The organism is Idiomarina sp. PL1-037 (assembly GCF_034422975.1).
GTDB lineage: Bacteria > Pseudomonadota > Gammaproteobacteria > Enterobacterales > Alteromonadaceae > Idiomarina.
Genome location: NZ_CP139873.1, coordinates 2,348,065 through 2,370,573 on the forward strand (window position 1 = coordinate 2,348,065; position 22,509 = coordinate 2,370,573).

Annotated in this window: 14 protein-coding genes; 4 read left to right on the top strand and 10 right to left on the bottom strand. The window is 47.3% G+C overall.

Annotated elements, in window-relative coordinates:
* Positions 1-17: 17 nt before the first annotated feature.
* Complete coding sequence (locus U0358_RS11100; protein WP_322406306.1) at positions 18-2,375, bottom strand: TonB-dependent receptor; 2,358 nt, start codon at positions 2,373-2,375, stop codon at positions 18-20.
* Between the two features lie 190 nt (positions 2,376-2,565).
* On the opposite strand from U0358_RS11100, the gene U0358_RS11105 reads away from it, so the two are divergent.
* Positions 2,566-3,405 (top strand): alpha/beta hydrolase family protein, encoded by an 840-nt coding sequence (locus tag U0358_RS11105; protein ID WP_322406307.1) that lies wholly within the window; start codon positions 2,566-2,568, stop codon positions 3,403-3,405.
* Entirely contained in the window at positions 3,402-4,649 is a 1,248-nt protein-coding gene (gene kynU, locus U0358_RS11110) for a kynureninase (RefSeq protein ID WP_322406308.1), read from the top strand. Before U0358_RS11105 ends, kynU begins: the two co-directional genes overlap by 4 nt.
* A 67-nt stretch (positions 4,650-4,716) precedes the next feature.
* Here kynU and U0358_RS11115 read toward each other — a convergent pair whose 3' ends face one another.
* Positions 4,717-6,126 (bottom strand): YdgA family protein, encoded by a 1,410-nt coding sequence (locus U0358_RS11115; protein ID WP_322406309.1) that lies wholly within the window; start codon positions 6,124-6,126, stop codon positions 4,717-4,719.
* Between the two features lie 201 nt (positions 6,127-6,327).
* On the opposite strand from U0358_RS11115, the gene U0358_RS11120 reads away from it, so the two are divergent.
* Entirely contained in the window at positions 6,328-8,517 is a 2,190-nt protein-coding gene (locus U0358_RS11120) for an OsmC domain/YcaO domain-containing protein (protein ID WP_322406310.1), read from the top strand.
* On the opposite strand, the gene U0358_RS11125 is transcribed toward U0358_RS11120, so the two are convergent.
* From U0358_RS11125 to U0358_RS11155, 7 genes are all read right to left on the bottom strand, one after another.
* Positions 8,514-9,464, bottom strand: a complete 951-nt coding sequence (locus tag U0358_RS11125) for a VWA domain-containing protein (protein WP_322406311.1) — start codon at positions 9,462-9,464, stop codon at positions 8,514-8,516. The genes U0358_RS11120 and U0358_RS11125 overlap by 4 nt on opposite strands.
* Complete coding sequence (locus U0358_RS11130; RefSeq protein ID WP_322406312.1) at positions 9,464-10,522, bottom strand: VWA domain-containing protein; 1,059 nt, start codon at positions 10,520-10,522, stop codon at positions 9,464-9,466. Before U0358_RS11130 ends, U0358_RS11125 begins: the two co-directional genes overlap by 1 nt.
* 13 nt (positions 10,523-10,535) lie before the next feature.
* Positions 10,536-11,306 carry a MotA/TolQ/ExbB proton channel family protein gene (locus tag U0358_RS11135; protein WP_322406313.1) on the bottom strand — a complete coding sequence of 257 codons (771 nt, stop codon included), beginning with the start codon at positions 11,304-11,306 and terminating at the stop codon, positions 10,536-10,538.
* Between the two features lie 137 nt (positions 11,307-11,443).
* Positions 11,444-13,426, bottom strand: coding sequence for a PEGA domain-containing protein (locus tag U0358_RS11140; protein ID WP_322406314.1), 1,983 nt, complete (start codon positions 13,424-13,426; stop codon positions 11,444-11,446).
* Positions 13,427-13,453: 27 nt separating this feature from the next.
* Entirely contained in the window at positions 13,454-14,887 is a 1,434-nt protein-coding gene (locus U0358_RS11145) for a tetratricopeptide repeat protein (RefSeq protein WP_322406315.1), read from the bottom strand.
* Positions 14,888-14,908: 21 nt separating this feature from the next.
* Positions 14,909-16,192, bottom strand: a complete 1,284-nt coding sequence (locus tag U0358_RS11150) for a hypothetical protein (RefSeq protein ID WP_322406316.1) — start codon at positions 16,190-16,192, stop codon at positions 14,909-14,911.
* Positions 16,193-16,212: 20 nt separating this feature from the next.
* Positions 16,213-16,749 (bottom strand): hypothetical protein, encoded by a 537-nt coding sequence (locus tag U0358_RS11155; protein ID WP_322406318.1) that lies wholly within the window; start codon positions 16,747-16,749, stop codon positions 16,213-16,215.
* 293 nt (positions 16,750-17,042) lie between these two features.
* Here U0358_RS11155 and U0358_RS11160 point away from each other — a divergent pair, with 293 nt between their 5' ends.
* A complete protein-coding gene (locus U0358_RS11160) occupies positions 17,043-20,057 on the top strand; it encodes a diguanylate cyclase (protein ID WP_322406319.1) in 3,015 nt (1,004 codons plus the stop codon).
* A 177-nt stretch (positions 20,058-20,234) separates the two neighbouring features.
* Here U0358_RS11160 and U0358_RS11165 read toward each other — a convergent pair whose 3' ends face one another.
* Positions 20,235-21,761 (bottom strand): S10 family peptidase, encoded by a 1,527-nt coding sequence (locus U0358_RS11165; RefSeq protein WP_322406320.1) that lies wholly within the window; start codon positions 21,759-21,761, stop codon positions 20,235-20,237.
* Positions 21,762-22,509: the final 748 nt, after the last annotated feature.

Genomic DNA, 22,509 nt, shown 5'->3' on the forward strand with positions numbered 1-22,509 from the left:
TCTCGTTTAGCGTAAATTTACATGCCAAACTTCTTAGTAAACTCTAAATAGAATAAACGCGGTGGACCAGAAATAAAGGTTGGGTTACCAAAGCTTCCGCCCGTATTCCCAGCATCAACCAGGTATTCTTTATCGAATAAGTTGGTTGCTTTCAACGCCAGACTCCAGTCGGCTGAATCATTATAAAGACCTAGCGACGCATTCACTAAAGTGACAGAGTCCTGGCTAATATCCAGACCAGCTACTGGCGCATTTTCCGGTTCAAAGAACACTTCAGACCGGTAGGTTCCGACCACAGAGCCGCGCAAGGCGTATTGACTGGAAAGCGCCGCTTCGTATATTACCCCAAGGCTTGAAGTCCACTCAGGCTGAAGGCGGAAACGGTTTCCGGCTAAACTGCCGTTGGTGCTGTCGTCATCAATTTTTGCATCCAAATAAGCCAAATGACCAAACAGCTCAATGCCTGCGCCTAAATTCGCATTAATTTCAGTTTCGACACCAAAATTGGTCGCAGAGCCTGCATTTGCGGTGTAAAAGTTACCCGACTCGTCCTGCAAAGAAACCTGAAAGTCCGAATAGTCCTGATAAAACACTGACGCAGAATAACGCACACGGTTTTCCGTTAAGTTTCCTTTAAGGCCGGTTTCGTAGTTCCAGATGATTTCAGCCGGAATCAAACCAAAATCACCTGCTGCTTCACCGTCGGCATCAAGCGTCGAGCTCACATCAACTACTTCTGAGCAACGCCCCTTTGAAACCGTCGCAAACCAGTTGTTGTCGTCATTCAGCTTGTAAATAATATTGAAGCGAGGCAACCAGGCGTCTGAACTGTTGCTCGCAGTGAAAACCTGTCCGTCCGTTGAAACGGTCGGCAGCAGCGTTTGGGTTGGCTCTCCAAGTAGAGGCAACAACTGACTGTCAGGCATGGTCGCAGCAAAACCACTTTCACGATCTTCTGAAACATAACGCAAGCCCGCCGCTACTTCGGTCTTATCGTTTATTTGGTAAGTTAAGTCGACAAAAGCAGACCAGGATTCGTTGTCGCCAAAGTTTGCAAACTCGGCTGCGTATGGAATTTCCTGCAAAGCGCCACTTGTTAATACCGGCGTTAACTGATTAACCGAACCATCAGCATTAATACAAGGTAAGCCACTTGGCAAAGCACCGACGCAGTTCAGGAAAATAGATTCTTCTGTGCTAAAGGGTACACGCTGGCTGCCGTCTTCTGTGAAGTAATTGATGCCCCACAGCGTTAAGAGATCATCGCCAGCATAGTTAAAGCGAAATTCCTGACTGAACTGGTCACCTTCGGCATCTTCACCAAACTCCAGGAACCAGGCCTGGGTGCCGTCTGCGTCAAACACTTCCAGTGAATCGAAGCTGCGGTAACCAGTCACCGAGGTAAAGCTCAGACGCGGACTCATAGTCCAGTCTACGGTTAAGTTAATGTCATCGACGGTTCTGTCCAGACCCAGCTTTTCACGGCCTAATACCGAAGCCGAGTAAGGACTACCGGTCATTTCAACAAAACTGTACGGGCTGGTGTCGCCGCCGGTTGGTGCGAAAATACCGTTCTTAAATGAGGTTCCGGTATCTTCGTTTTTCTCGTAACTGTAAATTAAGTCAGCGGTCACCGCATCGCTGGGCTGAAAACGAAGTGAGCCACGCAAGGCTTGTCTGTCAACGCCATTCATGTCGTCCTGGCCCGGCGCAATGTTCTCAATGAACCCGTCACGTTCACGGTAACTGAACGCCAGGCGTCCGCTAACTAAGTCGCTGCCGCCGTTAATAAAACCACCCAGCCGTTGCTGAGATTCGTTTCCTGCACCAGCGCTTAGCTCGGCAGAGAAAACAGGCTCTGGCTTACGGGTTATAACACTGATAGCACCAACCGATGCAGCCGTACCAAATAAAGTCGCTTGAGGGCCTTTAACTACCTCTACACGTTCTATATCGAACAATTCAAAGTAGGAGCCACGTGAGCGTGAGACATCCACTCCGTTGTAATAAACTGACACCCGCGGAGATGCCTGAGCAGAGCCGCTGTCTGAGGTAATGCCGCGAATAACAAAACCAGGGTTGTTGGGGCTTTGTTCCTGAATAACCAAACCCGGCGTCAGGTCTGAAACCATATCCAGTTCGTTTAAGCCCAGTTCGTCCAGACGACTTCCTTCAAACGCACTGATACTGGCAGGCACATCGTTAATAGACTGCACACGTTTTTGTGCAGTAACTTCAATTCGCTCAAGTTCACCTGATGTGTCCTGTTGCGCAAAAGCAACGGGCACACTTAACGCACAAAGCGCTGCAACAACAGAGTTTAATACTTTATTTGTTGGGAACGGTAATACCGGTGTTTTCTTATGAGTAGTCATAACCCTTAAAACCTTAATTTGAGTGATTAACGCGTTAACGCCGGGCTAATGTACTTAGGTCAGTTGACGATACGATGACGAATAGATGACGCATTTGTTGCTAATCCGTCAATTTTGTTGAGCCGCCCTTTAAATGCTTGTATGGTCTCCAACACTTTATATTTTAAAACATTAAGACAGGTGGTATTACTTGATAAAGCTTTCTCCAAAACTGGCAGCCTACGGGCTTGTTATTTTCAGTCTGGCTTTTTCCCATGCCTCTGCCGATGACAATTCGTTGCAACAAGTGTCTTTCCAGTCAGTGCTCGAGCTGCCTTCTGGCAGCCCCGATAACAGCTACAATTACGGCTCTCACTCCTCTCAGTTTATTCAATACTGGAATGCGTCAAAAAAGTCCGACTCGGCTGCTAATGTCATTTTTATTCACGGTGGCTGCTGGCTAAAAGAATACGACATGACTCACACCAACCCCGCAAGCAGCGCATTGAGAAAGGCGGGCTTTAATGTCTGGTCTATTGAATACCGGCGTCTGGGCGAGCCAGGCGGAGAATGGCCAGCGAGTCTGAATGACGTAAAAACCGCTATTCACTCTATACAGCAAAAGCTCAATAACCAGCCGGTGGCAGTTATGGGGCACTCTGCCGGTGGTCATCTCGCACTTCTGGCAACGACTCAAGAAACGCCTTCGGCTAAAAATATAAACACGGTAATTGGCCTGGCGGCCATTACTGATATGGTCAGCTACACTGAGGAACAAGGCAGTTGTAACCAGGCTGCCAGCAACTTAATGAGAACAGCTTACACCAGCGAAGCTGACTACCAGATTGCCAGCCCCAAAGCACAGAAGTTACACGTTAATACCTGGCTAATACAAGGCACCGAAGACAAGATTGTGCCTATGAGCCAAACCGCGGATCTCGACGTAAAACTAGAACAACTTGAAGGCGCAGGTCATTTTGACTTGATACACCCGAACTCAACTGCGTGGGAAGCCATTATTCAGCGACTGAACAAAGAGTTAAAACCATGAACTTCACTGACATAAAAGAACTCGACAGCATTGACCCATTTGTCGGGCATCGCGAACAATTTCAGTTGCCGGTTAATAAAATCTATCTGGATGGTAACTCGCTGGGGGCAATGACCAAAGCAACAGCAACCCGTTTGCAGCAAGTTATTCAGCAGCAGTGGTCGCAAGATCTTATCAGTAGTTGGAACGAGCATAACTGGATTAACCTACCGCAACGTGTCGGCGAAAAAATTGCACGCCTTATTGGAGCACAGCCGGAGCAGACCATTTGCTGTGACTCAATTTCGGTGAATTTATTTAAGGCGCTGGCAGCAGCGCTTTCCATTTCACAGAGACAGGACTCAGGGCGTAATATTGTGTTATCCACAAAAGACAACTTTCCGACTGACTTATATATGGTACAGGGAATTTCGCAGTTTGTGGGTGAGCACCGTTGCCAGCTAAAACTGGTTGAAGAGAGTGAGCTGGAGCAACAGGTTGACGATAAAACCGCGGTAGTTTTAGCTACCGAAGTTAACTTCAGAACCGGAAAGCGACTTAACGCTAAACAACTTATTACCAGCGCGCACAAGCAGGGTGCGCTGGTAATTCTGGATTTAGCCCACAGCGCCGGGGCAATGCCCGTGCACCTGGACGACTGGGAAGCGGACTTTGCGGTTGGCTGTACCTATAAATACTTAAATGGCGGCCCCGGGGCGCCAGCATTTATTTATGCCGCAACACGCCATCACCAGAATATGAGCCAGCCTTTAAGTGGCTGGTTCGGACATGCCCGTCCGTTTGACTTCACTCCAGACTACGAACCCGCTGCCGGTATTCAACAGATGCTGACCGGCACCCCTTCCATTATCGCTATGGCAGCGGTCGATTCGGCGCTCGAAGCTTTCGAGAATGTCGACCTGGAAAATTTAAGAGAAAAGTCCTTACAACTGGCCGAGGTTTTTCACCAATTGTTAGAAAGAGCTGCACTAAGTAGCAGCCTACAGCTTATTTCGCCACAGCAACGGGAACAGCGAGGCAGCCAGTTGTCGTATCGTTATGAGCACGCCTACGGCTTATGTCAGGCGCTTATTCAAAGAGGTGTAATCGCCGACTTTCGTGCCCCAAATTATATCCGCTTTGGGTTTACCCCTCTTTATAACAGCTTTGAAGATATCTGGAAGGCCATTGAGCAGTTGCGGCAAGTTATTGAAGCCAAAGAACATCTCGATCCACGCTGGCAAAGCCGTAATACCGTAACCTGAAACGAAAAAGCCTCAGCCGAGTACATCCGCTGAGGCTTTTCATTACTATACATTTACCACCAATCAATCACAGCATTTTAGTTAGTGGCATTCTGTGACCATTAAGTATTCCCCAGCCGTCTTCCATCTGGAATTCGCTGCGGTACACGTCATCTTCTTCCTGAAGCAAGCCTTGTTGAATGTACATGTTTATCATCGTTGGTGCCTGTTGCTCTGCCATTTCTTGCAGTTCAGCTTCATCAGCGCCTGGCATTTGCATACGCATTGTTGACAACATCTGTTGTTCAGCAACCCATTTCAATAGTGGCTTATCGATAGCAATAGATGAATCGACAATCAGGCTGGAAAGCCAGAAGTCAATATTCTCGATACTGTCCGGCACCTGACTGATACCGACTAGTTTAGCGCTTAGATCGCCTTTGAATTTACCCGGTTCCATTTCACCGCTAAATTCACTAATAACGAACTCTGGCTCTGCCTGCAGCAGTTGAGGTAAGTTTTCTTTAACCAGTTTTTGTGTTGCGACTTCTATTTCGTCAGGATTCTGGTCATAAACCTTTTTCATCATTTGGTTATAAGCAAACAAGAACTCGGAATCAATATTATTAAACGCCATTTTTAACTTAAGATCTTCAAGATCAAAGTCTTCGGCTTTCAACGACGCCACAGAATAGTCCATATCAATATTCATGCGCTCTTTATCGTCGCTAAAGTAATTAACGAACTCAACACCAAGGTCTTTCAACTCGAACAGGTCGACATCATCTGGCTGACGCACAATGATTTCATTAAGCTTCATAGACATGTCGCCTTCATAAAGCTCGCCTTTCATAATTTCCAGCATGTCGCCTTTGGCTTCGGTTTCCAGTTCCAGCTTGCCAATGCTAATAGCCTGACCTGAAAGAAGAACTTCCGCGCCTTCCAGCTTCCCTTCATAACTGAACTCATCTGAAGATATTTCGCCCTCACCTTCATAACCCAAAGAGGTCAGTTCGGTCTGTTCTTCATCTGATTTAGAACTGAATGGAGCAATTGAATCGTTATAGCTGATACCGCCAGAGAACCCAGCTGAGCCAGTCAGGTGATAAAAAGGCGTGTTTTCTTCCCAGTCAAGATACTCGCGCAATCCGTCGTCTTTAGCGAAAGCTTCGAAAGAGGCCATACCCAACCCTGGAGAAAACTGAGCCAAAACAGGTCCATGCTGAACATTAACAACAACTTCAAAAGATAAGTCATCTGGGGCTGACGCATCCGGATACAAAGAGCTGAAATCTGCGCCCAGCGATATCGTTGCGGTGGAGCTGAACCAACCACTATTAAATGAAACCACGCTGGCTTTATAAGCAGGTAATTCATTTATAACTTGAACATGCTGTTTTAACGTGTCTTCAACTTGAGGGCCAACGAATTTGGGGGCGATTAGAGCAGCAGCAACAATGACGATACCGACGCCGCCAAGGAGTCCTTTCTTATTCATATTATACCTTTCATTTATAGGATTGGGTTGTAATTATATTGTTGTAAATGATACAGAATTTTTCTTACAACGGCAAAACTTTAGAATGTAAAGGAGCGTTAATGAACCCCACGCGGCTAATGATCAATAAGTAAAAAAATGGGATAATGGTAACTATTGCTCGCTGACAGCAGTCAACTTATCAACCGCGGTGCCCCCTAAATGGAAATCAATGTAAACTTTCTCGACAATATGCGCCTTGAGGCGAAATTCGATGACTTCACGGTTATTTCGGATCAGCCTATTCGATACAAAGGCGATGGCTCTGCTCCCGGTCCTTTTGACTACTTTCTGGCGTCTTCCGTTATGTGCGCGGCACACTTCATTCGCCTGTATTGCGACACCCGCGACATTCCAACCGAGAATATCCGCATTTCACAAAACAACGTTGTTGACCCGGAAGACCGCTACAAGCAGCTGTTTAAAATTCAGGTTGAGTTACCGGCCGATATTTCCGAGAAAGACCGCAAAGCCATTATTCGGGCCGCTGAGCGTTGTGCCGTTAAGCGCGTTATAGAAAATGATCTGGAGTTTGACGTTGAAGCGGTTGAAAGCATTACTCAAGACGCTCAGGCGTTACTGACCATACGCCCGGACAGCGACAGCAGAACCTTTATTGAAGGCAAAGACTTACCGTTGGAGCAAACCATTGCCAACATGACCGCCATACTGGCGGACTTAGGCATGAAGATAGAAATATCCTCCTGGCGCAATATTGTCCCGCACGTGTGGTCTTTACACATTCGCGATGCCGCCTCTCCTATGTGCTTTACCAACGGCAAAGGTGCCACCAAAGAAAGTGCCTTATGCTCGGCACTGGGCGAGTTTATTGAGCGCTTAAGCTGTAACTTCTTTTATAACGACCAATACTTTGGCGAAGAAATAGCAAACACCGAGTTTGTGCACTACCCCAACGAAAAATGGTTTAAACCCGGCGCAAACGACGAGCTACCCACTGAAATTCTGGACGAATACTGTCGTGAGCTTTACGACCCGGAAGGCGAACTGCGTGGTTCACACTTAATTGATACTAACTCAGGCCGTGCTGACCGCGGTATTGTGTCCTTGCCGTTCACACGTCATTCCGACGGCGAGACAGTCTATTTCCCGTCAAACTTAATTGAAAACCTGTATTTAAGTAACGGCATGAGCGCGGGTAATACTCTGCCAGAAGCTCAGGTTCAGTGTTTATCGGAAATTTTTGAACGCGCGGTTAAAAAGCAGATTATTGAAGAAGAAATTGCCCTTCCGGATGTACCGCAAGAGGTGCTTAACAAGTACCCGAATATTCTGGAAGGTATAAAAGCCTTAGAAGGACAAGGCTACCCAGTGTTAGTTAAGGACGCATCACTCGGCGGTCAGTTCCCGGTAGCTTGTGTCACCTTAATGAACCCGCGCACCGGCGGTGTCTTTGCTTCTTTTGGTGCGCACCCAAGCTTTGAAGTGGCGCTGGAGCGCAGCTTAACCGAGTTATTACAAGGCCGTAGCTTTGAAGGTCTGAACGATCTGCCGGCACCAACCTTTAACTCAATGGCTGTAACCGAGCCAAATAACTTTGTTGAGCACTTTATTGATTCATCGGGCGTTGTGTCCTGGCGCTTCTTTAGTGCTAAGTCTGACATTGATTTCGTTGAATGGGACTTCAGCGGCTCTAACCAGGAAGAAGCCGATACGCTGTTTGGTATTTTGCAGGACATGGGCAAAGAAGCTTACATAGCCGTGCATGAAGACCTTGGCGCGCCGGTGTGTCGTATTCTGGTCCCGGGCTATTCGGAAGTCTACCCCGTCGAAGACCTCATTTGGGACAACACCAATATAGCTTTGCAATACCGTGAAGACATTCTCAACCTGCACCGCTTAACCGACGATCAGCTAGAAGACTTAGTTGAGCGCTTAGAAGACAGTCAGCTTGATAACTACATGGATATTATCACCTTGATTGGCATTGAGTTTGATGAAAACACGGTTTGGGGTCAGCTCACTATTCTTGAATTGAAGCTGCTTATTTATCTTGCATTGCAACGCCATGACGACGCTTTCGAGTATGTAGAAATGTTCTTGCAATTCAACGACAACACCGTTGAGCGCACACTGTTTTACCGTGCCATTGAAGCCGTGCTGGAAATTACTCTGGACGAAGAGCTGGAATTAGAAGACTACCGCTACAACTTAGGCCGTATGTACGGCGAAGAGACCATTGAAGCCGTTATAAGCTCTGTTAAAGGCACTACACGCTTCCACGGTCTAACGCCAACCAATATGCAGCTTGAAGGTCTGGACAGACATTTACGCTTAATAGAAAGCTACAAAAAGCTGCATGCGGCACGGGCTGAACGGCAGGTTCAGAACTAAAAGTTCAGCCCGACAAAGGCGCCGCGGTTACGCTTAGCAACAGCCTGCATAAAGGCAGCGAAGGTTTCCGCGTTACCTTGTGCACGGCTAAAGCCTACTCCATGAATACGCATTACCGGCTTACCATCGGTACCCTGATTCTGGCTGGTTATCTGCCGTACTACGGCATCTAAGTCACTGGCGCGGTAGTCGTCACCAAAAACGTACAAGCTGGTTGTGCCCCTGGTTTTTTTATAAAGGTTAATGGCTTTCAAAATGCCCAGCTCTGGTGCACTTTTACCGCCGGTAAAGTTTGGCATTTGTTGCATAGCCATTTGTCTGAACCGTTTGCTGTCAGGTAACCAGTCACCCGCTTTACTGCTGAACATAAAGTCACCGTCGGCGGCCATAATTTGAAAGCCCTTCATTTTCGGGTGGCTTTCTATAATGTCGTTAACAACGCTAATGACCCGGTTCCAGCCCCGGCCTCCGGACATAGACCCGGAATTATCAATAACAAAAATGACGTATTCAGCGTCGGTTGGAATACCACCGACGTCATCATCCGGTGTGTCAGTGCTGTTCGGCGTGTTTAGCATTGCGGTGGCTTGGCGTATTTCAGCCCTTAACGACGAAGCTTTATCCTGCAATTGTTGCAGGGTTTTCTGTGCCCGCGGAATAGAGCTTTCTAAATTCTTTTCCTGCTCAGTGACTGATGCGGTCTTTTGCTCGGCAGCAGACAGTTGATCCTGTTTGTCTGATAGAGCTCCCTGAAGTTCCTCCACCGACTGCTGCGCCTGCAGTACTTCTGCAACTAAGGTACTGAGGTTAGCCGGTCCGCGTTCGGTATCCTCGGTACCGTTTTTCGCTAACAACACCAGCATAATCACCGCACCAAAAGCACAGGAAATAATATCCAGAAACGAGAGGTTGAAAACCTCTACTGGCGCACGCTGAATTTTTCTCATTATGGCCACTCCGGAGCGGGTGATAAGAATGTGCCGCCACTTACCCGCGACCAGTTCCAGTAAAGTGGTGAAGCGTAAGGGTCACCTTCTATCGGCAGAAGAATAATATTGTAACGAACGCCCTTAGGCGCGCGTTTGATGGTCTCAACCATCAATGCCTGGCGGCAGTCTGAGGAAATGGACTTTTTCGTCGAAATAAAGTTACGACAGGAAATCGGCAGACCGTCTCCCAATGTTGGCAGGCCATCCGTTACAATATACACGTCGGTAATATCCGGGTTTGTCTCAAATAACGTACTAATGCCCAGCTGAAGATTGGTTCCGCCCTCTGGCACAACCGCGCCTAAGTCCTTCACAATAGAATTCATAGAGCCACTGACTGATGCTGTACTCACATTACGCATGCCCAGTCGTTTGGCGGTATCGGAAAAAGTCACCACGCTCACTTTTGAGGTTTGCGGCAGTCGTGCCAGCAACCATTGTGCAACCCGCCGTGTCCTTATCCATTTAGCAGTAGAGACTTTTTTGCTGTCGCTTAAAGCCAGTTTGCTCAGCACGTCAATTAAGTTGTCGCCCATCATGGAGGCGCTCTTGTCCACCAGAATGCCTATTTGCTCGCCTTCCACTTTCATGCCGGTGATAAAGTTCTGCTCACCCGTACCCGAAAGCTCAACGTTTGCTGACTTCTCAACTTCTTTGGACAAGGCCGCTAACTGGTTTTCCAGATCGGCGACAACAGCCAACTGAGTCGACAAGTCCTGCAACGCTTTGGTTTGATCCTGGGTGGTGTCGTTTTTTGCTTCTTCGGAGTCTTCCTGCTTAGCTGACTCCAGCGCAATTTTGTCATTAATTTCGTCAATGGATTTTTTCAGACGCTGCTGCTCATCCATTGACGCCGCCAGCTCCTGCTCAAGCTTTTCTTTTTCTTCTGAAGGGTCGGGCGTAAAAGCTTTAAAATCTATCAGGATAAAAATAAGAATAACGGCGCCCAGTCCGCATGCCATGACATCCAGAAAAGATAAGTTAAAGCCGTCGCCAGCCTGGCGTGTTCGTCGCATCTGAGTCGCTCAATTAACTGTGTAAATGAGACAGCAAGTGTTTCTCACAGGACTCTTGCGTGCGGATCACCATCTTGTCCTGACGGCTGTTCAGCAAGTGCATAAACAACATCAGAATCAAAGAAATAAACAGCGCAACCAGCGTTGAGTTAAAAGCCACACCCAGCGATGCAGTCATACCGGCAATGTCACCATCCAGAGCTTTGTCCGCCTGCGCCAGCGCCGAGCCAATACCGCGAACCGTACCCACGAAACCAATAGACGGAATAGCCCAGATAATGTAGCGGATCATGTTGTTGCCGCTTTCTAACTGAATGGCAATATTGTCTACCGACGACTCGATGGTGTCAGCCGCATGCTGAACGTTTTTGGTATTCTTAAAACGACGAATACAGTTAATCCAGGTGCTGTATGCGGGGGTTTCTTTATAAGCCGAGCTTTCTAAATCATTTAATGCCGCATCAACGTCCAGCGCTTCAGACTTGTCGTAGCTTTCCAGTAAGTCGCGCGAATAAATTTCTTCTTCGTCAATTAACCGCCACAGCTTGTACAGCATAAGGAATAAGCAGAACAACATAAGCGAAATACACACCTGCTGTTCAACATCTTTGAAGATAACCGAAAATGCAGTTAAAGCTTCTGTCCCTTGCTCTGCCATTGCCGCTTCGGCCGCCGGGCGAATAAGTCCTGCATACAGCAAATGTATCAGGGTAAAAATAGCCAGTAGCACACCACCACTGACAAAGAAGTTAGGGCTCATTGAAAGCGTATTATTTTTAGACATTATGCATTCCGGGCGTTAAATGTTGGTGGGGAAGTCTTGTGGTGCATCCAAAGACACAAAGTAAGCCGTCGCGCTGCTGGCCAAAGCCAGCAGTATGACGCCCAAAATCACGCGTTTTTTCATGATGTTTCTCCTCATCACTCATGATACCGGGCTATTCTAAAGCCGATATCCTCTGCCGAAACACTTTCGCCGTCGCGAACGCTGGCACGAATACTCTTCATGCGTCCGGTTTTATAAGACGCACCTTTGACCACATTCCCATTGCCGCGAGCCGCACCCAGGTAATCGGTGTAAACCCGATCCAGGTTTGGCGGGTTTAAAGTGTAGCTGTCGTGCACCCATTCTTTGACGTTACCGTCTAAGTCAAAAAAACCGCCGCGCTCTGCTTTAAAACTGCCTACCGGTGCTTTACCGGCAAAACCGTCATTGTAACCGCGTAAAATGAAAGTTTGCTGACCTTTTGCAGACTCATCGGCAAAGTTGCCCTGCTTGTCACGCAGGTGATCCTGACTGCCCCATACATAAATAGTGGAGTCGGCCCTGCGATTAATTTTGGCTATGTATTCCCATTCGGCTTCGGTCGGCAAGCGGTAACCACGCGAGCCCGCATCGGTTCCTACCACTTTACCATTACTGATTTTATAAAAAGGCTGCAAGCCTTCCTGTTCACTCAGCCAGTTAGTAAATAAAGCAGCTTCGTCCCAGGACACATTGGTGACCGGCATTTTAGTTTTGCTGCCCGAGCCTTTAAACGCGGCGAACTGCGCTTCGGTAATTTCATGGCGCGATATCCATACATCACGCGAGAAATCCACTTTCACCTGGTGCTCATTGCGCCCGCGACTAGGTTCATTAACCGGCGAGCCCATAGTAAATTTTTTCGGCGACAGACGGTTCATTTCAATGCCCAAAGTACTGACAAACAACGGCTTGCCTTCTTTTCTTCTGGCATCAAACTCGCGCAGCATCTCGGCTTTTACGTTCACCAGCCGCTCGCTGCTTGGCTGAAACTCTTGCTTAACCGTACGGTAACCGGTTTTACGAAACTCAACTTCTGACGGTAAAGCCTGTAGCTTGGTGCGAAGCGGAGTAACGCCCTGCTTTTGTCCGTTAATATACACGTCGCTGGGTTCGTTGGCGGTAAAAGCTACGTCACCCATTTCCGGGTCTAAGTTAAAGGTCAGCTGCTGGTTTTCGGCTGGTCCCAGCTTAACTATCCGGCTTTGCTTAACGTAGCCGGCCTTTTCGTAACGAATCACATGTTCTTTATTGGCATCAACGCTAATTGGATTTTTTGCCGGCGCGCCGTTAACCAACAACGCCCCACCCTTCGGGTTCACCGAAACATTAACAGTAGCCTGTACCGGTTGAAGACGATAATTACGCTTAGGTTGTTTGTTGCGCACCGTTAACGACACCGTGTCCGTTACCGGTTCATACCCCGGATAATTCACCACCACAGGGTAGTCGCCACCCACTTTAGCAACGGTTACCGGCGTTGAACCCACCTCTTCGCCATCAAGGGTAACCGACGCGCCAGCCGGGCTGGAATTAATAGAGATAGTGCCACTAATAGGGGTTAGCCGAATTTGCTCTTCAACCTTACCGTCTATTAACGCCTCAATTGCCACTGAAGCAGGCTCGTAAGCCGGATGCGAGGCCGACACCGTATAAGTTCCGGGAGCAAATTCCCCCTCAAAGGTAGAAGCGGTTTCTCTCTGCTCACCGTTAACTGACCAGACAATATCATTTGCGCCCGGCTCTGTTGTTATTGTCACTTTTGCCGGTTTAGGCTCCAGCTCAACTTCAATGGTAGAAGGGCTGTTGTCGTTTACCTGCACTTCTTTGGTTTGGTACTTGTCGGCAGACACCGTCACAAGGCCACCAGAGCCTACCGCGTAATATTTATTGTCGATGAAAAAACCAATACCGGAATTAACCGCAAAGCGCTGAGTTTGCGCAGCTTCTGCTGGTTTTACGGTAAAACTGTAGCCTTTTGTTAAAAACAACCAGCCAAAGTAAATAATCAGCAGTGCAAGAATACTGACCGAGAAGCCAATAGCCATTAGCCGTCGTTTACGTCGTCCTTTCTCAATGGCTTCGTCAAGTGTGGCCACGAAGTCTCTCCTGTTTTTTTAATTATTCTAAACGCGTTCGTTACACTGAACGTTAATAACAATTGGCGTGCCCGACTTCTCCACCACAACATCGACAATGGTTGAGCGGTAGCCTTCGCGGCGGCCTTCTAATTGGTATTTACCCGGCTTTAACTGAATGGTTTTCTCTCTTACCTCACCCACAACACCAACACCCAATACTTTTATATAAGTTCGGTTGTCAGAACGAATGGTCACATCTATAGGCTGATTTTCCTTTTCAATGAGCTGCTCAACCTGGTCTACTTTCTTACCCAGCTTTGCGCTCAATTGCGTGAGATCACTGTATTTGGACACCGCATTCACGGCATTCTGGCGAATGTTGTTGTCGGCAAGGCGCCCCGGTCTGTCAATATACACATCCAGCGCACTGCTGGCGGCTAATATTTCACTTGCGCTTTGTTTCGCCTGCTGCACAACCTGGCTGTCCGGATAATCAGCCAGACCTTTTTCTGCCAGCATCTGTACCGTCTGCCATTCATCGGCTCCGGCAAATACCTGAATGCGTTTTTCTAACGACTTCACACCCTGACTTTTTAACTCGGCGTCAATTTGTGCCTGCAGGGTTACCAGCTCCGGCCGGTTATTGTCTATAGCCGAAGCTTTGGCTAATGCCTCCTGGGCGCGATCAAAGTCCTTGTTATCAATGGCATTGACCGCCGTTGCCAAGGCACGGGCAAAACGTTGTTGTTTAATTTGCTGTTCCACTTTCGCTAAGGCTGCCTTTGCTTCCTGCTGTTGCGGATCAAGCTTAAGAATTTGTTGATAAGCAGCACGCTGCTTCTCTATGTTGCCTTCTACACCACCCACTCTTACCTGTTCATACAGGTCGGCAACTTCATGGTAGGTGTCTATACGTTTCTGCAACGCCAGCGCATCGCTATAGTCGCCTTTTACGTTTATAGCCTGAGCATTCAACTGAGCGGCGTCATCAATGTCGTCGGCAGCAAAGGCTTTTGCGGCGTTTTCGTAAGCCTGTTTATAAGCCTTTTCAAACGCGTTTTGGTACTCTGTAATATCAGTATTAAGTTGCTCGATAGTGGTTTTCGCCTGGCTGTAATTACTGGCGCCATAGTCATTAAAAGCCTGATCTATGTCGGCCTGAAAACCTTCAACTTTGGCGGACTGCCACTTTGATAAATACGGGGTAGCAACAAGCTCAGAAACGCGCTGATTGGTCTCGTTTAAGACCGTTTGCAGCGCTTTTCTATCTACGGCCTGATTAGCCGAACTTGTCTTCTGCTCGCTTTCCTCTTGTTTTTCCACGGCTACCGGCGTGTTACCCGAAACCGGAAAATAAGCGAGCAAAGTAACGACGACGCCAATCAGCAAACAAACAAAGACAGAGGCAATTACGCCAGTTACTATGACTTTTTTCTTTTTAGCACGGTTTTCTGCTATTTGCTGATCAACAGACGACATCGTTACCTTTCCCTGGGTGAATTAAAGCTGAGTTAACGGCGTTGACTCGAGCTCATAAATCTCTTTTAACTTCTCACGTAACTGCGCGTATTGCTCACCAGCAGTACCTGTCAATTCAACGTTCTGTTCATTAAGCTCAACCACCTGCGGCGTTACTTTTATGTCCAGATTTTGTCCCATTTCATCAAGCAATGCGCGTTGAGTCCCTAATTCACGGTTGGTTTTTATTGCTTCGTTTAAGCTGTAAACCGCCCCCAGGCCTGCCGCCGCGCTCGCCACCTGGCCAGCACTAGAGCCTGAGTTCTTACCCAGCAAGATAGCGGCAGTCGCTAAAATCCCGGCACTCACTTGCGCTCGCGTTCTTTCCTCTTTCTTACGGCGGATATCAATAGCAACCGGCAAGGTCTCTTCCTGATAAGCGCGGTACGCGTCATGAGTGGTTGCATAAAACGTGTCGTAGCTGTCCTGCAAGGAGTCAACAAACTGCTGGTCTTTCGCTTGAATCACATTTACCCGCTGATACATTGGGTCTGATTCAGCCGGTGCTCCGTTCAGCGTAATCGTTGAGCGCTGAGAGAAGAAACTGCTGGACTCACCAAGGTAGCCCCCGAAGGCTTCAGGACTGTACATAGAGGCGTAGCGCATATCTGAAACCGCCTGAATGGTTTTCTTCTCTTCTTCAGACTTTTGAATTAGCAAGTCATAAACATAACCTGCAATGTTTTTAAACACTGGGCCGTAAGGATTCTCCCCTTTTCTTAGAGCGTCACGGTAAAAGCCTGCGCCTACCTGATACTCAAACTCTTCCTCGCCCCAAATTTGGTTACTGGCGTCCATGACACGAACACCAATTTCAACGGTTTCGGTATCTGAGTAATTAATTTTGCCCAGTACGTATACATCGGCACTGGCGTTAGCATTGGGAGTGACATTAACCGCTCCAAAGGCTTTCGTGTCAGAGAGCGCTTCGCGGGTGTTTACGGCGAAACGATTCGCCTCTAAACGACGTACCTGTGGCCAAATGTCTTCTTCAACGATGGCTTCATCATCAATATTGCCGGAACTGTCTTTCGGCAGGCCGGGGTCAAACACCGGAATAGCCACGTTAAGGTAAACATTGGAATTGTAACTGTAGCTACGCTCTTCTTTTCCTAGGGCTTTAGAGGTTCCTGGCCCGCTCATGCTTGGGCCTACGCTGGTAACATTCGTTTGGGTTGACTGGCAGCCGGCTAATGTAAACATTGCAGAAAGCGTCATAACGACTGAAAATCGTTTTAGTTTCTTTAGTTGAGCTAGTGTATTCATTGTTCTTCTTCCGTTAATTATTAACATCCGTACTCGGCCATTAAGCCTTTAAAATGCTCTTTCTCAGCTTCAGTTGTCGCCGAAGCCATACCTTCTTTCACTGCGTCGCACACGGCTGAACTGCCACTGCCCGTGTTGCCACGCTGGTGATCTTTTGTCTCTACCGCACTTTCCGGCGCCGTAGATGCAGATTGTTGTTGCTCACTCGAGTTTGCTTCGCTATTACCCGAGCTACCAGCAGAGCCCGAAACACCGCCCGCGGCACCAGACCCGCTGCCGCTGGCAGCATCCGCAAGGCTACCGGAAGCCGACGCGGTCGCCTCTTCCATACACTCTGCCGAGTCATCTAAAGAGGCAAACAGTGCAGCTTCCTCAAGAGCAATACGTTCTTGTAAAGTGAGACTGCTTGGGTCTACGTCGTCAAACTCTATGTAGGCGCAATCGGAATAGCTTTTTTCCTGTGCTTCAGCCACACCATTGCCTAAGCAAAGCACCGCCAGAAAACACACGGGCGCGTATGCAAAAAAGTTAACGAGTGATGAACTGACTTTATCCACGGCAGGAACCTATAAAATAACTTGAGGGACATTGCTGAGCATTAATAAGTAAAGGTTATTATATTCCTGAATGTAAATAAACTGTAAATGTGAAGTTTCTGCGGGGAAGCTGGCTGATTGCGGCTATTTACATCACACCACCATTACTTTTGAAACGCTGTAGCATAAAATCAGTAAACGCCCCGACTGACTCGTTGGCGACAGCAATGTTTTGCGCGAATGGAAGTCTATATTGTTAAAATAGACTGGCTAGCGTAAGCTCACAACCATGAGTAACTATAAAGCATGATGTTATGAGGAAGTATGTCAGTGAGGCAACGACGTATTTATTTGTCTTCACTATTATTGTCGCTGTCAGTCTAACGGCGAACGCTCGCCCAATACAGCAACATAAAGAGTTCTCGCGGGTTGCTCAAAATATGGCCGCGAGACAGTCCTCTGTATATCAAGTAACACAGGATACAAGCGGATTATTGTGGTTAGCGACAGATACCGACGGAATTCTGCGTTACGACGGCTATCAGTTTTCTCACTGGACAGAGGCTGTTTTACCCTCAGTTAAAACGGCTGATTTCTCTAAGCTACTCATTGACGACGACATTATTTGGGCTGCTACCTGGGGTCATGGTTTAGCTGCCTGGAATTCAAAAACACAAAAAGCTCATCAGTTTAAACAAACCAAACACAGCAGCAGCCTTAAAAACAATCGTGTGCAAACCCTGTTTAAAGACAGTCAAAACCGCCTTTGGGTTGGCTCACTGGGGGGCCTGCAATACATTAAGCCCGGCCAGACGATTCAAGAGGATCTAACCTTTAAGTTTTTAGCAGAGCAGCACCCCCTTAATAACCTTCGAATATGGTGGATTACGGAATCAAGTTCTGCTTTGTGGGTAGCCAGTTCTCAGGGCGTTTTTAAAGTCTCACTCGACTTAAAAACTTGGGAGCAGTACTTTGTCGATCCGGACAATGTTGGCGAAAACAGGGCAAATGAAGTCAGAACAATTGAGTTCATCAATGACACCATCTGGATAGGTACCGCTCAAGGGCTGTTTTATCTCGACAACGAAACCGATACATTCAACCGAATAGTATTTAAAGGCGATAACGCTCCGGCAAGTTTGCGTGTTAATGACATTGTAAGTGAAAATAATGATCACGAGCATTCCGCTTTATGGGCGGGTGCCAGCGAAGGGCTCTACCAAGTCAATATCGAAGATAAGACCTTTGTAAAACAAGACAATGGCTGGTCAGCCCTGAAAAACATAGATATCCGCTACCTTCACTTCGACAACACCGATACTTTATGGATTGGCACACGGTCTCAGGGCCTGTTTAAAGGTGTCACCACAGTCAAAAACTTTACCGACCCCTTAGCCAAAATAAAGACTCTTACTAATTTACCCGCCACGGATAATCCCGTACAAGCTGTACATTACGCCAATAACAACGATCTCTGGCTAGGAAACAGCGCAGGCCTCTATAAACGCGATGCCATAACCCAGTTATGGCAGTTTTTTCCTTTTAACGACGAGTACCCCGTAAGAGAAGTTAATGTGCTTTTTACCGACAGCCATGGCGACTTATGGGTGGGCACCAACGAAGAGCTTTTTAGGACACCGAGCGATAATCCAAAACTCGATCCGGTAGATGCCATAAAGACTCAACTTGGGCTTGAAGAAAATACAGTCACAGCGATACATGAATCAGACGATGACACAGTTTTACTGGGCTTATGGGGCCAGGGAATCGTCAAATTCGATCGGGCCTCGGGAATGTTCTCCTGGCACAACCAGACATTTGGCGACCTTCGGGGCGATCAGGCTTACTCCATTGTAACCGTTGAAGGCTCGGGAATTTATAGCGCGACCCGCTACTCAGGTCTACTTGACCTAACGAACCAGTCACTGGTAGAGGGTCCTTTCAACAATGAAACTCTACTCTGCGCATACTCATTCAGGCCAAACACCATTTGGTTATGCAGCGACAATGGCTTATGGGAGTACAACACTCAAAGCAAAGCAACCCAACATTTCACTGAATCTGACGGATTGCCGTCTAACCGGATATTGGGCATAACGGCGGATAAGACCGGTAACCTCTGGGTAATCACGTCACTGGGCTTGGCTCGATTAGATTTAACCTCTCATAAAATTATTACACTAAACGAAGCCGATGGCTTGCCATCAAGTAACTTAATAGAACACGCAATTGACAGTTCCTCTAACGGAGAAGTAACCATTGGTAGCACAGCGGGAGCAAGTTCATTTTCGCCCGAGCAGGTTAAAATTAAAGAGGTGGTTGCTAATACTGCATTGATCTCTATTGAGGTGAATGATGAAAATATTACCGACCGATATGCTTTAACATCAAAACGTTTCATTTTGCCAGAAGATTACCAAAGCTTTAGTTTGTCATTTGCTATTACTGATTTTCGGGCCCCCGAAAAGAACTCAATTCGCTATCAGTTATCGGGAGTAAATGATCAGTGGAGCGAATGGACAACCGATCTTTCACTCGACTTTAGTGGTCTATCGCCGGGCAAGTACCAGCTCACTGTTCAAGGCAGAAACAGTCAAGGCATAGAGAGTAAAAAACCACTGACCTTGTCACTCGTTATCGAGGCTCCCTGGTGGTACAACTTTTGGACATTTTTTGTTGGCACCTCAGTGTTCATAGTAGGTATTTATGTTGCCATTCGACTACGGACTAAGACGTTGGAACGGGCTAACCTTAAACTTGAAGCAGAAATAGCGCAGCGTACGAATGAATTGAAATTCGCAAACGAAAAACTTCAGAAGCTATCGGAAACAGACCCTCTTACGGGGCTGTTGAACCGCAGAGGCTTTGAAACTAATTTCTGCCAGCTAATACAGGAACACCAAAAAAGCGGAAAACCTCTAAGTATTCTGCTTATTGATGTCGATCACTTCAAAAAATTTAACGATAAATATGGACACAATGCCGGCGATAGTGCATTAAAAACCGTTAGTAGAACGCTTTCAGACGGAGTAAGAGAGCAGGATATTGTTGCTCGCTGGGGTGGGGAAGAATTTGCATTAGCGCTCCCGAACCTCGACATTAAAAAAGCTGAAGAGACTGCGAACAGGCTTCGCCTGGCAATTGCTAACCAAGAGTTCGACTGCGAAGGTATTCCGGTAGCGATTACCGCTACGATAGGCATTAGCAGCTTCAATGCAGAAGAGGACAATTTAGCGGTCTGGATTAAAGCCGCTGATGATGCGCTGTATCAGGGGAAAAATACTGGGCGGAATAGGGTTGTTGCTGCTAATACGAATCCCTTCAAATAGCCTTATATAAATGAACAGCAGCCCAACAGCCGTTTCCATGGGCATAACATCTCATAGATGGAGCTCCGGCATTTCACCATGCAGACACTCGGTAAAACAAACACATTCACGTTGGTTAAGTGAGCAAACTGCGGTGGCGCGAAACTTACATGAGCTTCGCGCCAGTAGTATCATTAATCAGTTGTTCCCGGTCTGCGTCTGAATAAACCTTCGAGTATCTTCCAGCAAGGCCTTTCGCGCTGGTTCATGCACATACATCATGTGGCCGCCGTGATAGTAGTGATAGATAATATCGTCAGGTGCGATGCCGTGGCGATTAAGTGTGTACTCAGCATCAAAAAACGGAGTAACCAGGTCATAATAGCCCGAGCCCACCATAACTTTTAATGCGGGGTTACTGCGCAGAACTGCGGCTAAATCAGGAGCCGTATTCACGTAATGAGGCTCCCATGTTTGGCCTTCAGGCCGAAGGCTCCAGCGCCATTTCCCAGAGAGTTCAGGATCAGCCGGGTTCAAATATTTCCGGTTCCAATCAATTCCTAATTCACTGCGCATGTAGTGCATCAGCGATGCCTTATAGGCCGGCGAAATAGCACGAGCAGCATCTTCACGCGGGCTTGCGGCAACATCGTCGCGTTCGTCTTTGGTGTAACGGCTATCGAGCAGGCCTACGGCTATACTTTCGTCGCGCCGCAGCTCTTTAGCAAAACGAAACGCATTAATGCGCAAGTCAACGCGTTCAATATACTCTTTGCTCAAGCCGGTAAAGCGTTGCAGTTCGCTAACTAACTCTGCTCTTTTCTCTTCGCTTAGCAAATTCCCTTCAAACAACGCAGGTAGTAGTTCTTGTGATGCGAACTCACGGCTTTGCTGGATAAAAGCCTCAAAGTCACCCGAGTTATCTACTTTGCCGTGATACCACGCCGTGGCAGCCATGGTCGGAATATAAGTAATGTAGGAAATGATATTGTCATCGACATAAGGTGTAGAGCCCTGATAATCGAGCGCCTGAGACACAAACACAATACCGTTAACATTAATCACGTAGTCATCGAGCAGTACCTTAGCAACAGCAGCAGCCCGGGTAGTACCAAAACTCTCACCCAACAAAAACACCGGCGAGTTCCAGCGGTTGTTTTCGGTTAGCCACTGGGCAATAAAAGCAGCCATGGAATCTGCATCTTCCGTCAGCCCCCAAAAGTCTTCTTTTTCACCCTTGCCAACAGCGCGTGAGAAGCCCGTGCCTACCGGATCCACAAACACCATGTCGGTAACATCAAGAATGGTTTCAGGTGCATCTTTAATGGTATAAGGCGCAACGCCTGGGTGCTCTGCATCACTGGGCACGACAATACGTTTTGGACCATAACCGCCCATATGCAACCAGTTTGAAGACGAACCCGGACCGCCGTTCCAGACAAACGTCACCGGACGATTTTCTTCATCCTCGGCAACATAATCAAAAGAGAAAATGCTAGCCGTCGGCTCGCCCTCAGCATTTTGCAGATACGTCTCGCCGGCAGTCACCCGATAATCAATGCGTTCTCCGTTAAAAGAGCCGGTATGCTCGGAAACAAACTCGGTTGGATCAGGAACAGGTTTTTCGTCACTTTCTGATTCAGTGGTTTGTGCCAGTGCGTTTAGCGATAAAGGTGCTAACAGTAGCAAGGCTGCTAAATTGATAAAATGATTTGATGGTTTCACGGATTGTTTCCTGTTCATTCTGTTTTATCTGAGATTATCACAACTCAGTATCTCATAACTTACTTATTGAGAAGACGACGCTCAAGTGCAATACCAATCATTTCACACATCGCAAAAGCGAACCTACGCTTGTAAAAATACCGTTGATTATTCGGGGCTGTTGAATGGTTTCGTCAGCATAATAAGTGCGATTTTAAACCGTCCGTGATAACGGAGTAGAACCCTCATGCATATTTTCGGTGCGACTATCACCTCGTTAAGATGTTGGGAGTTGCCGTCACAAAATTGAAATAAGCAACGTTATACAAAATCGGCGCGACCAGCCAAAACAACCGAAGCAAAAGGCTCAGGTGCCGCTATACCGACCTACCCTAAAAACAACTTGGTTTTCTATATTTAACAGCTTAGAGTGATCTACAGGGCTCCTTAAGAGCATTTCAGTAATATAAAAATAATGAACAAAAAAACAGTGCAAAAAGTAGCGGTTATCAGCGATGTTATTTGCGATATCTGCCAGAATAACGTCATAAACGACTTCGAAAGCGTACTCGGACAGTCTAGACGAAAATTCAAGCCACGCGCAATTGCAGGCGCAGTTTGGCTATGGCTAAAATAAAGATGGCCAAAAGTTCAACTTTGACTTTTGCGAGCAATGTTTCGACAAACTACTATCACAAATCGATGAGATGAAAAATTATATCGACAAATGAAGTGCACCTTGAAGTCGTTGATAGCGCTGAAAATTGAT